The 14,550-nt window shown below is 71.8% G+C and carries 10 protein-coding genes; 6 read left to right on the forward strand and 4 right to left on the reverse strand.

The genetic code is table 11. The features are described 5' to 3' along the window. Positions 1 to 33: 33 nt before the first annotated feature. Positions 34 to 636 carry a hypothetical protein gene (locus GPA03_RS14830; protein WP_156252805.1) on the reverse strand — a complete coding sequence of 201 codons (603 nt, stop codon included), beginning with the start codon at positions 634 to 636 and terminating at the stop codon, positions 34 to 36. 94 nt (positions 637 to 730) lie between these two features. On the opposite strand from GPA03_RS14830, the gene GPA03_RS14835 reads away from it, so the two are divergent. Next, positions 731 to 3,547: an FAD-binding and (Fe-S)-binding domain-containing protein gene (locus GPA03_RS14835; RefSeq protein ID WP_156252806.1), complete on the forward strand. Its 2,817-nt coding sequence runs from the start codon at positions 731 to 733 to the stop codon at positions 3,545 to 3,547. Positions 3,548 to 3,556: 9 nt separating this feature from the next. Continuing rightward, a complete protein-coding gene (locus GPA03_RS14840; protein ID WP_421958422.1) occupies positions 3,557 to 4,033 on the forward strand; it encodes a DinB family protein in 477 nt (158 codons plus the stop codon). 26 nt (positions 4,034 to 4,059) lie between these two features. Here the strand turns inward: GPA03_RS14840 and GPA03_RS14845 are convergent, their stop codons facing one another. After that, a complete protein-coding gene (locus tag GPA03_RS14845) occupies positions 4,060 to 6,330 on the reverse strand; it encodes a choice-of-anchor I family protein (protein ID WP_194239527.1) in 2,271 nt (756 codons plus the stop codon). Between the two features lie 121 nt (positions 6,331 to 6,451). On the opposite strand from GPA03_RS14845, the gene GPA03_RS14850 reads away from it, so the two are divergent. Next, positions 6,452 to 6,685, forward strand: coding sequence for a hypothetical protein (locus tag GPA03_RS14850; RefSeq protein WP_156252808.1), 234 nt, complete (start codon positions 6,452 to 6,454; stop codon positions 6,683 to 6,685). A 24-nt stretch (positions 6,686 to 6,709) separates the two neighbouring features. Here the strand turns inward: GPA03_RS14850 and GPA03_RS14855 are convergent, their stop codons facing one another. Then, complete coding sequence (locus GPA03_RS14855) at positions 6,710 to 7,141, reverse strand: Lrp/AsnC family transcriptional regulator (RefSeq protein WP_156252809.1); 432 nt, start codon at positions 7,139 to 7,141, stop codon at positions 6,710 to 6,712. 135 nt (positions 7,142 to 7,276) lie between these two features. On the opposite strand from GPA03_RS14855, the gene GPA03_RS14860 reads away from it, so the two are divergent. Further along, positions 7,277 to 8,800, forward strand: coding sequence for an aminotransferase class III-fold pyridoxal phosphate-dependent enzyme (locus GPA03_RS14860; protein ID WP_206673582.1), 1,524 nt, complete (start codon positions 7,277 to 7,279; stop codon positions 8,798 to 8,800). A 17-nt stretch (positions 8,801 to 8,817) separates the two neighbouring features. On the opposite strand, the gene hrpA is transcribed toward GPA03_RS14860, so the two are convergent. After that, entirely contained in the window at positions 8,818 to 12,900 is a 4,083-nt protein-coding gene (gene hrpA / locus GPA03_RS14865; protein WP_206673583.1) for an ATP-dependent RNA helicase HrpA, read from the reverse strand. 302 nt (positions 12,901 to 13,202) lie between these two features. Here hrpA and GPA03_RS14870 point away from each other — a divergent pair, with 302 nt between their 5' ends. Continuing rightward, positions 13,203 to 14,177 (forward strand): endonuclease/exonuclease/phosphatase family protein, encoded by a 975-nt coding sequence (locus GPA03_RS14870; protein WP_156252811.1) that lies wholly within the window; start codon positions 13,203 to 13,205, stop codon positions 14,175 to 14,177. Positions 14,178 to 14,211: 34 nt separating this feature from the next. Then, complete coding sequence (locus GPA03_RS14875) at positions 14,212 to 14,541, forward strand: ribosomal protein L7/L12 (RefSeq protein WP_194239528.1); 330 nt, start codon at positions 14,212 to 14,214, stop codon at positions 14,539 to 14,541. Positions 14,542 to 14,550 lie beyond the last annotated feature (9 nt).

Below are 14,550 nucleotides of genomic sequence, written 5' to 3' on the forward strand. Positions count from 1 at the left end.
TCCCTCGACCTGTGCGAGGAAGCCTAGGTGAGGTCAGCGCTGTGCCTGGAACCAGGCGCGCGAGGTCCGCGACATGAGCAGCCCGACCGAGAGCGCGATCCAGATCATTCCCACCAGCACCCCGCTCTGGCCCTGGATCATGCTCCAGATCGCGAGCAGGATGTACAGCGCGCCCACGACCGCCAGCGCGATCGCGGCCCACCACTGACCGCGGAGCGCCAGGATGCCGAGGACGAGCACCACGAGACCGACCGCCACGACGACAGCCCCGATCGTCACGAACCACGAGGACGGGAATCCCGCCTGCGCGAGGACCTCGTCGGCGTCCTCGATACCCGCCACGATGAGGAACAGCCCGCCGATCAGGACGGCGATGACGCCTCCGATGATGGCCAGCACGGAACCCGAGGTGACCGAGCCCGGGCGCGGCATCGTCCCGTTCCACTGCGTGCCGCCGTACCCGTACTGACCCGGCTGCCCGTAGGGCGGTGGCTGCCCGTAGCTCGGCTGCTGGGCGTAGCCCGCCTGGTCGTACTGCCCCTGGCCGCCGTAGCCAGGCGGCTGCGACCCGGGGCCCTGCAGCGGCGCCCCGTACGGGGGAGGGGTGTTCGGGTCGGGGTGCTGGCCGTACGACATGACGTTCCTTCCGCGCGATGCCCTGAGCCTATGGGCTGCCGGTCGCCCGTGCACGGGTACCTGACCGAGCGCCGTCGTGCGGCAGAATCGCAGGGTGCCACCGGACCTGGATCAGCTCAGCCGCGTCGTCGCCCCGCAGGGCTGGTCCACGCGCCCCGTGGACCTGATCGCCGCGGCACACGATGCCTCGCACTACCTGCTGACACCCTCCGCGCTGGCGACGCCCGCCGATCTCGGCGAGCTGACCGCCCTCCTCGTCGCGGCGAACCGCGCCCGTACGCCGGTCACCTTCCGCTCGGGGGGTACCAGCCTCTCCGGCCAGGCCGGGACCGCTGGTGTCCTCGTGGACACCCGCCACTCGTTCTCCTCGATCGAGGTGCTCGACGGCGGTGCTCGCGTTCGGTGCGAACCCGGGGCTGTGCTTCGCCGCGTCAATGCTGTGCTGGCCCGCCACGGCCGCCGGCTCGGTCCCGACCCGGCCAGCGAGATCGCGTGCACGATCGGCGGGGTCGTCGCGAACAACTCCTCGGGCATGACCTCCTCGCACACCGCGACCGCCTACCGGACGCTGCACTCGATGAGGTTCGTGCTGCCCAGCGGCACCGTGGTGGACACCGCGGCCCCCGACGCCTCGCGCGCGCTGGCTGCCGCCGAGCCCGAGCTGGTCGCGGGGCTGCTGGCGATCCGGGACCGGCTCCGTGGGGACACCCGGCTGCGCGGCATCATCGAGCACCAGTTCTCGATGAAGAACACGATGGGCTACGGCCTCAACGCGTTCCTGGACCATGACGAACCCGCCGACATCCTCGCTCACCTGCTCGTGGGTTCGGAGGGCACGCTCGGCTACGTCGCCTCTGTCGTGCTCGACACGGTGCCGGCGCTGCCGCACGTGGCGACCGCGCTCGCGGTCTTCGACGGCATCGACGCCGCCTCCGCCGCGGTGCCCGCGCTGCTCGCGGCGGGTGCTGTCGCTGTCGAGCTGATGGATCCCTCCTCGCTGCGGGTGGCGCAGGGGCTCGCGGCCGCGCCGAGCGAGATGCGGGCGATCGTCGTCGAGAACCACACCGCGCTGCTGGTCGAGGCGCAGGCCGCGACCCAGGCCGAGCTGAGCGACGCGGCTGCCGTGCTGGGGACGGCGATCGGCGGGCTGCCGCTCGCGCTGCCGACCGCGCTGACCACCGATGCCGGCGACCGTGCGGCGATGTGGGCGGTGCGCAAGGGGCTGTACGCCGCGGTGGCTGCGGCGCGGCCTGCCGGGACCACGAACCTGCTCGAGGACATCGCGTTCCCGGCCGACCGGCTGCGCGTGGGCGTGGCCGGGCTCGGCGCGCTGCTCGAGCGGTACGGATATCGCGAGGCCGTCACGTTCGGGCACGCCCGCGATGCCAACCTTCACTTCATGATCACGCCGCATCTCGACGACCCGAGCGAGCTCGCCACCTACGAGGCCTTCACCGAGGACCTGGTCGAGCTCGTGCTGGGGGAGGGCGGGACGCTGAAGGCCGAGCACGGTACCGGCCGGATGATGTCGCCCTACGTGAAGCGCCAGTACGGCGAGGACCTGTACGAGGTGATGCGCGAGGTGAAGCGACTCTGCGACCCTCACGGGATCCTCGCTCCGGGCGTCGTCCTCGACGAGGACCCGCATGCGCACGTGTCCAACCTGAAGACCTTCCCCACCGTGGACATCGCCGTGGACACCTGCGTGGAGTGCGGATACTGCGAGCCCGCATGCCCCTCTCGCAACACCACCACGACCCCACGTCAGCGGATCGTGCTGATGCGTGAGATCCGCCGTGCCGAGTCCGAGGGGCGGCACGCGGATGCGAAGGGGCTGCAGGACGACTTCGAGTACGAGGCGGTGCAGACCTGCGCCGCCGACTCGATGTGCGTGCGCTCGTGCCCGGTGTCGATCGACACCGGGGCCGTGATGAAGCGCCGCCGCGCCGGTGGGCTGGGTTCGCTCGCGCAACGTGGCGGCGTGGCCGTCGCAGGGCGTTGGGACACGTTCGAGGGCGCGGCCCGGCTGGGCCTGGGGGTCGCCGACGCGCTTCCCGACGGCGTCGCTCCCCTCGCGAGTCGGCTGGCCAGGCGGGTGCTGCCCACTGAGGTCGTGCCCGAGGTCGGGCGGGATCTGCCCGCCCCGGGCCGGCCGCGCAGCTCGCTGGCCGGGGCGGTCGAGCCGGCCGTCGCCGACGTCGTGCTGTTCCCCAGCTGCACCGGCGCCCTGTTCGGCGGGCCGGCCTCGTCGTTGCTGGCGCTGTGCCGGGCAGCGGGGCTGGCGGTGACGATGCCGGAGCGGGTCGACTCGCTCTGCTGCGGCACGCCGTGGTCCTCGAAGGGCTTCACCGACGGCCACCGTGCCATGGGGGAGCGGGTGGTCGACGCGCTGTGGCGAGCGAGTCGCGAGGGTGAGCTCGCCGTCGTCATGGATGCGGCTTCCTGCACGCACGGGCTCGAGGGCCTGGACGCGGTGCTGACCGGCACCCATGCCGAGCGCTTCGCTCAGCTGCGGGTGATGGACGCCGTCGCCTGGGCGCGAGAGCAGGTGCTGCCGCGCCTCAGCGTGCCGGAGGACCGCCGTCTGGACCGCGTGGTGGTCCACCCGACCTGCGGTACCGAGCACCTCGGCGCCACGCCTGACCTGGTCGCGCTCGCGCAGGCGGCCGCACGCGAGGCTGTCGTACCGGCGGCCTGGGGCTGCTGCGGCTTCGCGGGCGACCGCGGCATGCTGCACCCCGAGCTGACCGAGGGTGCGACCCGTGACGAGTCCCGCGAGGTCGCCACGATCGAGGGCGTCGATGCCTACGTGAGCGCCAACCGCACCTGCGAGATGGGGATGAGCCGAGCGACCGGGCAGCCCTACCGCCACGTGCTCGATGTGCTGGCCCAGGTCGTCGGAGAGAGCTAGATGCCCGGCATGGCGAGTGGCGTCTGGACCGACGACTTGCGGCAGCGGCTCGACGAGCTGTTGGACGAGCACCGGGCGATGCTGCACCGCAGCCTCGACGGCCTCACCGAGGAGGAAGCTCGGCGCTCTCTCGTGCCGTCACGCACCACGTTGCTCGGGCTGGTCAAGCACGTCACCTATGTCGAGCACGTCTGGTTCAACCAGGCGCTGACCGGACGAAGCCTGAAGGAGCTGGGCGCACCGTCCACACCCGACCGCTCCTTCATGCTCCGCACGAGCGACACGATCGAGAGCATTCAGGCGGGCTACGCGGCCGCGTGCGCCACGTCTCGGCAGCTCGCCGCTGAGCTCGCGCTGGAGGATGAGGTCAGCGGTCGCGGTCCGCGTGCCTTGTGGGCGATCTACACCCACATGCTGCGCGAGCTCGCGCAGCACTGCGGGCACGCCGACATCCTTCGGGAGCAGATTCTCGCAGCGCGAGAGTGAGGCTGATGGTCAGTCCGCTCGTCTGCTCAGGCCTGGGAGGCCCGAGCGCGGCGGACGAGGAGGACACCAGCGCCCGCTGCGATCGCAACGAACGCGATCAGTCCTGTGAGGCCGGCCACGCCGGTGTCGGCGAGCCCGCCGCCCGCGCCGCCGGTGGCGGCGGTGACCTGGAACGACACCTCGGCCGTGCCGGACTCGGCGCCGACCACCACCAGGCGGTGGCTGCCCACCTCGGTGTCGGCCGGGACCCGGAACGACAGGGTGGCGGTGCCATCGGCGGTCACGGTCACGGTGCCCATCTCGACCGGGACGGAGTACATCGTCCCGGTGAGCTCGTCGCCGGCCACGCCGCCCGAGATCTGCGCCGCCACCGTCTGCCCGGGCCGAACGGGACCGTCGATGACCACGGCGAGCTTCGCCGTCGACCCTGTCGGCTCCGAGGTCGGCTCACCCGGATCGGTGCTGGGTGCCGTGGTCGGTTCGGTCGTCGGGTCCGTGGTGGGATCCGTCGTCGGCTCGGTGGTCGGCGTGGTGGTGGGCGGCTCGGTCACGGTGGGCGTGATGGCGAACAGCGTCGTGGTGCCGGAGACCTCGTTGCCGACGGCGATCATCGGCTCGCCCGTGGGGGAGTCGGCGGCACTGATGAAGGCGATGCTCTCCGGGCCGAGGTCGCCGGCGTCGTCGAGCACCGCTGCGGGATCGTCCGCGTCCTCGAGCGAGATCGAGAAGTCACGGTTGTTGATGTAGGTGACCCAGAAGACGTCCGTGGGGTCGGTGATGTCGAAGACGGCGATGCCGCCGACGCGCTCGAAACCGACGAACGCGTAGCTGCGACCGTCGACCTCCCCTACCGTGACGGCTTCGGGCTCGGGGCCCTTGTCGTCGCTGCGCCCCTCGAGGTTGGACTCCGAGTGGTTGGAGTTGAAGAACTCAGGTGCAGCGCCGGCCACGATCTCCTCGAGCTGGGAGCCGGAGTCGAACACGAGGTCGCCGTCGGTGCTCCAGATCGAGAACGAGCGGCCGCCGAAGAAGTAGAGCTGCTCGTAGCAGGTGCGGTCGGCGTTGAGGCCCTCGGCTGTGGTGACGTTGAGGCGGCCGAGCTGGTCGTCGCCGGTCATGCCGGCCAGGATCGAGTCCCCGCAGATCGGCAGGAGGCCGTCGTCGCCCAGGTCCTTCACGCGCGCGCCCTCGACGTAGTCGCCCCACTCGCGGGCGTCACCCTCGTTCGCGGTGACCAGGTAGGTCTGGTCGGCCACCGTGTAAGGCGCGACCGTGTCCGGCATGTAGAGCCCGAGTGCGGGCTGCGGGGCGATCGTGATGGTGGGCTCGCCGTCCGGTCCGTCGCGGTCGCTCACGTCGAGTGCGTTCTCGGGGAGCGAGTGGTCCTTCGCGCCTAGCGGGAGGATGTCGGTGACCGTCGCGGAGGCCAGGTCGACGACGGCGAACGCGTTCGCCTCCTGCAGGCTCACGTACGCCATCGTGCTGGTGTGGTCGATCGCGGCATACTCGGGCTCGAGGTTCGCCGAGACCGGGAACTCGGTGTTGACCTCGGGGCCGAACACCCGCACCCCCTCGGGCAGTGCGCCCTCGGCCTCGTAGGCGTGGAAGTCGGCGATCCGCACGTCGCTCTGACCGGGTGCTCCGAGGGCGGCAGGTAGGTCGATGACGGCGATCGAACCCTCGGGGTCGACCGCGAAGTCCTCGTCGGGCTCGCCCTCGTTGGCGACCACGGCGCGGGCGCCGTCGGACGAGATCACCACGTTGTCCGGGAGCGATCCGACGCGCACCGCGCCCAGCGCGCCGGCAGCGATCGCGTTCGCGTCGAAGAACGCGACCCAGCCGTGGCTGACCTTGTCGGGGGCCTCGAGCGCGACGGCGATCAGGCCGTCGGCGCGCACGGCCACGGAGTTGGCCACCGCCCCCATCTCGATCACCGATCCGTCGCCGGCCGTGGTGCCCACCGGGCTGAGCTCGCCCAGGTGGGCCGGCGCGCTCGGGTCGGAGGCGTCGAGGACGTCGACCGTGCCGTTGTCGGCATTGACCACGAACAGCTGATCGGTGCCCGCGTGGAAGACGACGATCTCGGCGGCACCCTGGTCGATGACGCCGGTGCGATAGGTACCGAGGGGGGCGAGCTCGATGGCGGCGTCGTCGGCAGCGGAGACGATCGGCGCATCGACGGCATGGGCCGCGTCGAGGAGCCCGGGAGCCGCGAGCGCGGCGAGGGAAAGCGCGAGGACCGCGGTCACCGCGAGGCGGCGGGCGGCGGGCGAGCGTGGGGGCGTCGAGGTCGGCACGACGGGAACCTAGGGCAGCCGGGCATCGAGCGGATGGCCAGGCGGTGAACGAGCTGTGGGCCAGCGCTCGGGCGGCTCCTGTGCCTACGATGGCGGTCCGCCAGGCAAGGAGGCATCGCCCATGTCCATGTACGGCTCGCTGGCGTTCTTCGTCATCGCGGCGGCTGCGGTCGTCGCGATCGTGATCGTGCTGCTGCTCGTCTTCGGGCGCAGGAAGAACGACTGGGCGGGCGATCCCCCACCTCAGCCGCCGCAGCAGCCACCGCCGCCGCAGCAGCCACCGCGGTCCATCGACGACTCCGGGCGATTCCGCGAGCAGAACCGCCCGACCGACCCGCCGGCGCCGCCTGCCTGAGCGCCTGGTCTGACGCCGGCCGTGTCAGCGCTCGAACTTGGTCGACAGGATGATCGAGGTGGTGGTGCGCTCGACGCCGTCGAGGGCGCCGATCCGGTCGGTCAGCCAGTCCATGTCCTGCACCCCGGTGGCGACGACGATCGCGACCAGGTCGTGCGTGCCGCTGACCGAGTGCAGGCTGCGCACCTCAGGGAGCTGGTGCAGCGCACGCACCACCGCATGCGTCTGCTTCGGGCCCACCGTGATGAGGATGTGCGCGCGTAGCCGATCTCGTTCGGCCTCCTCGGCGACCCGCACCGTGTAGCCCTGGATCACGCCGTCCCGCTCGAGGCGTTGGATCCTGCTCTGGACCGTGGTGCGGGAGAGCTCGAGCCGGCGCGCGATCTCGGCCGTGGAGGCGCGCGCGTCCTCGCGGAGGATCGAGAGCAGCTGCTCATCGGTCGGTGTCAGCCTCATCGGTCCTCCGTTTCGGCGGATCGCCGAGATAGGCCACGAACTTGTGCATTTCGAGACTACCAATCGCCGACGGCGTCCCGCATGCTGGGATCGGACCCACCCTCGTGGTCCCTCGCTGCGCACAGGAGGACGACGATGGCGCACCCCGACACTTCCATCGCCCTGATCGACCGGCTCGCACCGCTGCGGGCTCATCGCGGTGCCCGCCGCACCGTGGGGCTCGACGATGCCACGATCGAGCGCTTCGCCGCCCATGACTCCGACCTCGTCGCCGCCGTGGACGCCGCGGTCCTCGAGTACGCGTCCGTGCGGCAGGCCGCCGACCTGCGGGCGATCCTCGATCTCGACGAGGACGACCAGGTGGCCACCGTGCAGGCCGGTTACGTCAACTTCTACCCGCAGGACGGCATCAACCCCTACGTCGCGCTCGCTGCGCGCGGGCCCTGGGTCGTCACCCTCAACGGCGCGGTTCTCTACGACACCGGCGGTTACGGGATGCTCGGCTTCGGCCACGCCCCGCAGGCGGTTCTCAACGCCATGGCCAAGCCACAGGCGATGGCGAACATCATGACGCCGAGCCTGTCCCAGCTCCGCGCCGACCGGGCGCTGCGGGCCGAGATCGGCCACACGCGCGGCGAGTGCCCGTACGCCAGCTTCATGTGCCTGAACTCCGGGTCCGAGTCGGTGTCGCTGGCCGCGCGGATCGCCGACATCCACACCAAGACCATGACCGACCCCGGTGGTCGCCACGCCGGGCACGAGATCAAGCGTGTGGTCGTCAAGGGCAGCTTTCACGGGCGTACCGAGAAGCCTGCGCTCTTCTCGGACTCCAGCCGCACCACCTACACCGAGATGCTGGCGAGCTTCCGCGGCGAGAGCTCGGTGATCGCGATCGAGCCCTACGACATCGCCCAGCTCACGCAGGTGTTCGAGGACGCCGAGAGCAACGGGTGGTTCATCGAGGCGCTGTTCCTCGAGCCGGTGATGGGCGAGGGCGACCCGGGTCGCAGCGTGCCGCCGGAGTTCTACGCCGCCGCCCGTGAGCTGACACTGGCCCACGGCTCGCTGCTCCTGGTCGACTCGATCCAGGCCGGCCTGCGAGCGACCGGATCTCTCTCGATCGTCGACTACCCGGGCTTCGAGGGCCAGCAGGCGCCCGACATGGAGACGTACTCGAAGGCGCTCAACGCGGGTCAGTATCCGCTCTCGGTGCTCGCGCTCACCGAGCGGGCCGCCGTGATCTACCGCCGGGGCTCCTACGGCAACACCATGACGGCGAACCCGCGCGCCCTCGACGTCGCGTGCGCCGTCCTCGGCCTGCTCACACCGCAGCGGCGGGCGAACATCCGGGACATGGGGAGCTACGCCGTCGAGCGCCTGGAGGCGCTGAAGGACGAGCTCGGTGGCCTGATCAGCCAGGTCCAGGGGACCGGTCTGCTGTTCTCGTGCGAGCTGGACTCGCAGTTCAAGGGCTACGGCGCCGGCTCCACCGAGGAGTGGCTGCGCATGCACGGGCTCGGCGTGATCCACGGCGGCGAGAACTCGCTGCGCTTCACGCCCCGCTTCGAGGTGACAACGGCCGAGATCGACCTGATCGTCGCCCTGGTCCGGCGCGCGCTCCTCGAGGGTCCCCGGCAGGCATCGGTGGACGCTGCCTGAGAGCAGGCATGGCAGGCCTACGCCTCGGCCAGTGCCTTGCGGATCCGCTTCTCGCTCACGGTCACGGCGGTGCCGAGCTGCTGGGCGAAGAGGCTCACGCGGAGCTCCTCGATCAGCCAGCGGACCCGGGCGAGATTGCTCCGGCGCGCCAGCGGTGCGTGCTCGGCCGCGGCGTTGGCTGCCCACCAGGCATCGACGAGCTCGCGGACCTGCCACGCGAGCTGGGCGTCGCGAGCAGGGCTGGACTCGGCCCGTCCGATACGCACCACATCCGCCTTCAGGTACCGCGCAAGATGTGGCAGCTGGTCGGAGGGTGTCCGTGAGATGAAGCCGTCACCGAGGAGGGACGACTGGTGCGCGCGGACGTCCTCGAGCGTGGCGAGCAGCGCCATCGACGTCGCACGCCGGACCTCGCCGTCGAGCTCGCGGGAGGCGGTCAGCGCGGCCGCCGCCTGCCGCGACACCTGGAGGACTGCGTCCTCGAACCGCTCGCGCAGCGAGGCGGCCAGCGACTCGACCTCGGTGCGGCTGCGCAGCTCGCGCAGGCTGTGATCGGCCGTCAGCATCGAGGTGGCGGCGAGCTGGATGTCGGCGACGAGGGCATCGGTGCTGGCGTACGGGCTGGCCGCCAGTGCGAGCGTCTCGCTCGTCGACCAGCGGCTCGTCACCCGCGCGACCGGCAGCGCCAGCATCTCCGTGACCAGGTGCCGCACCGCGCGCGGGTGCTCGGTGGCCTGCTGGTCCGCCGTGGCGAGCACCCGGATGGTGACGGCTGCGCCCGTGGCAGGGGCGCCGTCGAGCACCAGGGAGGGGAACCCGACCACCTCCTGCCCGTGCGAGCGGCCGGCGACCGACTCCTCGACCACCCAGTCACCGACCAGGGGCTTCTCCCCCGTGTCGGGGCTCTGATCGGCCGGTACCTCCTGCTGGGGGGTCTTGCCGGCCTTGCGGACGGCGGCGCGCACGGCGTGCTGCACCGCCTCGCCCGAGTGCCGCGCGAGGGTGCGCTGGAGCTCGGCGAGGTTCTTGCCCTCACCGAGCACGGCGCCGCGCTCGGCGTGCACGCGGAACGTCATGCGCAGGTGCGCGGGCAGCTTGGTGGGGTCCCACGCCTCGGCGGGGATGTCGACATCCCGCAGCCGCCTCGCGGCATCGGTGAACGCCTCGATGTACGACGGCGCCCCGTCCGGCGCCGGGGCGACGCTCGCCCACGCGGGCAGCCGGCCCCCGATGGCGGCCGCGACGTCTGGCGCCGGCACCAGCTGCACCCGCACCGGCTTGGGGAACGCGCGGATCGTGGCGACCGCCAGCTCATCGGCGAGCCCGGGCACGAGCCAGTCGAACCCGTTCGGTCGCAGCCGTGGCAGCACCGCGATCGGCACGTGCACGGTGACGCCGTCGGCGTCGTCACCAGGGGCGAACTGATACGTGAGCGGCAGCTCGAGGTCGCCCTGGCGCCACGAGTCGGGGAAGAGGTGTGGGTCGGATGCTGACCCCGCGTCGGGGATGAGGTCCTCGAGCGTCAGCGTGAGCAGGTCCGGGGTCTCCTGACGTACCTTCTTCCACCAGGCGTCGAAGGATCGTGCTCCGGTGACCGACGCCGGGAGGCGGGCGTCGTAGAAGGCGACCAGGGCGTCGTCGTCCACCATCAGGTCGCGGCGACGGGAGCGCGCTTCGAGCTCCTCCGCCTCGGCGCGCACCGCCTCGTTGTCCTTCACGAACCGGTGGTGGGTGCGCCAGTCGCCCTCGACGAGGGCGTGGCGGATGAAGAGGTCACGCGCGTCTGCTGGGTCCACGCGGGCGTAGGGGACAGACCGGTCCGCGATGATCGCGATGCCGTAGAGCAGCACCTTCTCCTTCACCATCGCTGCGCCCTGCTTGGAGGACCAGTGCGGCTCGGAGTAGGTGCGCTTGAGGAGGTGCTCGGCGAGCGGCTCGACCCACTCGGGCTGGATCCGCGCGACCGTGCGCGCGAACAGCCGTGAGGTCTCCACCAGCTCGGAGGCCATCACCCAGGCCGGTGCCTTCTTGGCGAGCCCGGATCCGGGGAAGATCACGAACCGGGTGCCGCGGGCGCCGAGGTAGTCGCGCTTGCGCTCGTCGTAGGCGCCGATGTGCGAGAGCAGCCCGGCGAGCAGGGCCTGGTGCACGCGGTCGGGGTCGGTGGCGCCGCGGTCGCGCGGGTTGACGTGCATGCCGAGCGGCTTCGCGAGCTGGCGGAGCTGGCTGTGCACGTCCTGCCACTCCCGCACGCGCAGGTGGTGAAGGAACTCGGCCCTGCACAGCCGCCGGAAGGCGCTGCCGGACAGCTCGTTCTGCTGCTCCCGCAGGTAGTCCCACAGCTTGAGCAGGCTGAGGAAGTCGGACGTGGGGTCGGCGAAGCGGCGGTGCTTCTCGTCGGCCTGCTGCTGGGCGTCGGCGGGGCGCTCGCGCACATCCTGCACGCTCAGCGCCGCGACGATCACCATCACCTCGCGCACGCACCCGAGCCGCTCCGCCTCCACCAGCATCCGGCCCAGCCGCGGGTCGATCGGGAGCTGCGCGAGCTTGCGGCCGACGTCGGTCAGCCGGTTCCCCGAGGCATCCCCGCCGCGCCGCGCGGAGGCGGTCACCTCGAGGGCATGGAGCTCGGTCAGCAGCTGCATGCCATCACGCACAGCTCGCGCGTCGGGTGCGTCCACGAACGGGAACGCGGCCACGTCACCCAGGCCGAGCGCCGTCATCTGAAGGATCACGCTCGCGAGCGAGGTGCGCAGGATCTCCGGCTCGGTGAACTCGGGGCGCGAGTCGTAGTCCGCCTGCGAGTAGAGGCGGATGCAGATGCCGTCGGCCACGCGGCCGCAGCGGCCGGCGCGTTGGTTCGCGCTCGCCTGCGAGACCGCCTCGATCGGCAGCCGCTGCACCTTGGTGCGGCTGGAGTAGCGCGAGATGCGTGCGGTACCGGGGTCGACCACGTACCGGATGCCGGGCACGGTCAGCGAGGTCTCGGCCACGTTGGTCGCCAGCACGATGCGCCGCGTGGTGTGCGCCTCGAACACGCGGTGCTGCTCGGCTGCCGAGAGCCGCGCGTACAGCGGCAGCACCTCGACGGCGCCCGGCACCGTGCTGCGTTCGCCGGGCCTGGTGTACCGCGCGCCGAGATGCTCGGCGAGCGCGTCGGCGCCGTCGCGGATCTCCCGCTCGCCCGAGCAGAACACGAGGATGTCGCCCGGGCCCTCGGCCATCAGCTCGTCGCAGGCCTGCACGATGCCGGTGGTCTGGTCGATCGCCTCTTCCCTGCCGGGCGGCGGGGCCTCGCCCTGCTCGCTCTCGTCACCGACATCGGGAACGAGCGGGCGGTAGCGGAGCTCGACCGGGTAGGTGCGGCCGGAGACCTCGATGACGGGCGCGGGCCTGTCCCGGGGGCCGAAGTGCTCGGCGAAGCGTGCCGAGTCGATCGTCGCCGAGGTGATGACGACCTTGAGGTCGGGGCGCTGCGGGAGCAGCCGCTTCAGGTAGCCCAGGATGAAGTCGATGTTGAGGGACCGCTCGTGCGCCTCGTCGACGATGATCACCTGGTAGCGGCGCAGCAGCGGGTCGCGCTGGATCTCGGCCAGCAGGATGCCGTCGGTCATCAGCTTGACGAGCGTGGTCTCGCTGACGTGGTCGGTGAAGCGCACCTGGTACCCGACGGCGCCGCCCATCTGGACGCCGAGCTCCTCGGCGATCCGCTCCGCGACGGTGCGCGCCGCGAGCCGCCGCGGCTGCGTGTGCCCGATCGACCCCTCGATGCCGTAACCGAGCTCGAGGCAGATCTTCGGGATCTGCGTGGTCTTCCCCGACCCGGTCTCGCCGGCGACGATCACCACCTGGTGGTCGCGGATGGCCGCCGCGATGTCCTCGCGCCGCGCCGAGACCGGCAGCTGCTCGGAATAGCTGATGCTCGGGATCGCGGCGCGGCGCTTGGCCAGCAGCTCCTCCGACGGCGCCACCCAGGCCTCTCGGCGGGGGCCACCCGAGCGCCGCGCCCCGCTGCGCCGTCGTCGACCACGGCTCCGGGTCGCGGGGTCGCCCGACCCGCGGCCGGCGTCGGCCTGCGGTGTCTGGGCATTGGTGGTCACGACCACCCATTCTCGCTGAGGTGTCCAGCCCGATTCGCCGCACACCCGACCACGACCCGGTTTCACCGCACGATCGTCGGGTGGCAGAGGTCGCGTGGAGATTCAGCGGTGGTCGAACAGGTGGTACTGCCCGGTCGTACCCGCCGATCAGGTGGTTCCGCCCGAATAGCGGGCACATTCCGGGCATAACCCCCTGTTGGGTGCCGGAACGCGGGCAGAACCCCCTGTTCAGCACCTGCAGTCGAAGAGCGTGAGCTGCTTCGGGCGCGCCCGCCGGGTCGTGACCGTGGGAGGCTGAGCCTGTGAAGGCGGTCGGGTGGGGCGTCGTCGCCGTCCTCGGGATCGCCGCGGTGCTGACCCTCGACCCCGCGATCGTGGGGCTCTCGGAGGTCACCCCGGTGGCGCAGGCGATCGCGCTGCGTGGTGTGCTGGCGGCCGCGGCGCTGGTGCTCGGGCTGGTGCTCGTGCTGATCGCTGTGCTCGCGCGCAGGACCGAGGGCAGGGCGCGGCGCACGCTGGTGGTCGGCGTGGTCGCGCTGCTGGTCGGCGCCGGTCACGCCGGGGTGCTGATCGAGCGCGGGAGCGGCGCGGGCGGGGCTTTCGGGGCCGCTCCCGAGGGTGCGATCGACGTGCTCACCCTCAACACGCTGGGTGCCCGCGGGAACCTGAGCGGGCTGGTCGCGCTGATCGACGAGGTCGCGCCCCATGTCGTCGCGCTCCAGGAGACCCCGGCCGACGACGCGCAGCGAGTGGTCGACCAGGTGGCGGGGGAGTACCAGCTGTTCACCGCGAGCACCGGTCCGGACCCCGTGCAGGCGACGGCGCTGCTGGTCTCGACCGATCTCGGCGAGTACGCGCAGAGCGAGGCTCCCGCCACGAGGTTCGGCGGCGTGTGGGCGAGACCTGTCGACGGTGAGGGGCCCGAGCTGCTGTCGGTGCACCCGGTGCCGCCGGTGCCCAGCAACGTGCCGACGTGGCGGGAGGAGCTCGGCGCGCTCACCGAGCTGTGCGATCGGGTCGAGGGTGTCGTGCTCGCGGGCGACTTCAACGCCACCATGGATCACGCCACGATGCGCGACGGCGCCTGTGCCGACGGCTCGGTCGACACCGGTGGTCACGGCACGTGGCCCGCCGGGTCCTCACCGCTGATCGGTGCGCCGATCGACCACGTGCTCATGGACCCCGGGTCGTGGCGGCCGGTGGCCTCGCGCGTCTTCGACGCGCCGAGCGGTGGTGACCACCGGGCGGTGCTGGTGCGGATCGCGCCCGCGCTGTAGCGGCCCGCGGGCGCCCGTGCGGTAGGAATGCCTCATGGTGTGGACCTCAGATGCCAGCTCACGGGGCGGGGCGGAAGCCAGAATCGCAGCGCTGGAGGCCGCGGTCGCTGACCTGCAGCGCCGGCTGGACGCGCTCGAGCCCGGCTGCGGCGGCGCGACCTCGAGCTCGCCCTACGGGAGCGTGCAGCCCGAGGTGAGCGACGCCGTCGACCCCTGGTCGGTGCCGCCCTGGCCCGAGATCGTGCAACTCATCCTCGCCGACCGCAAGATCGTGGCGATCAAGGTCTACCGGGCGCACTTCGGCGTCGGCCTCAAGGAGGCCAAGGACGCCGTCGAAGAGGCCGAGCGCCGCGTGCGCGGCTGACCTCTCCGA

The sequence above is a fragment of the Pseudactinotalea terrae genome (assembly GCF_009733845.1).
GTDB classification, from domain to species: domain Bacteria; phylum Actinomycetota; class Actinomycetes; order Actinomycetales; family Beutenbergiaceae; genus Pseudactinotalea; species Pseudactinotalea terrae.

Excerpts from the sequence above, each read along its gene's own strand:
- GPA03_RS14875 (WP_194239528.1), top strand. The coding sequence starts at position 14,212 with ATGGTGTGGACCTCAGATGCCAGCTCACGGGGCGGGGCGGAAGCCAGA.
- GPA03_RS14860 (WP_206673582.1), top strand. The coding sequence starts at position 7,277 with ATGGCGCACCCCGACACTTCCATCGCCCTGATCGACCGGCTCGCACCG.
- GPA03_RS14850 (WP_156252808.1), top strand. The coding sequence starts at position 6,452 with ATGTCCATGTACGGCTCGCTGGCGTTCTTCGTCATCGCGGCGGCTGCG.
- GPA03_RS14840 (WP_421958422.1), top strand. The coding sequence starts at position 3,557 with ATGGCGAGTGGCGTCTGGACCGACGACTTGCGGCAGCGGCTCGACGAG.
- GPA03_RS14830 (WP_156252805.1), bottom strand. The coding sequence starts at position 636 with ATGTCGTACGGCCAGCACCCCGACCCGAACACCCCTCCCCCGTACGGG.
- GPA03_RS14855 (WP_156252809.1), bottom strand. The coding sequence starts at position 7,141 with ATGAGGCTGACACCGACCGATGAGCAGCTGCTCTCGATCCTCCGCGAG.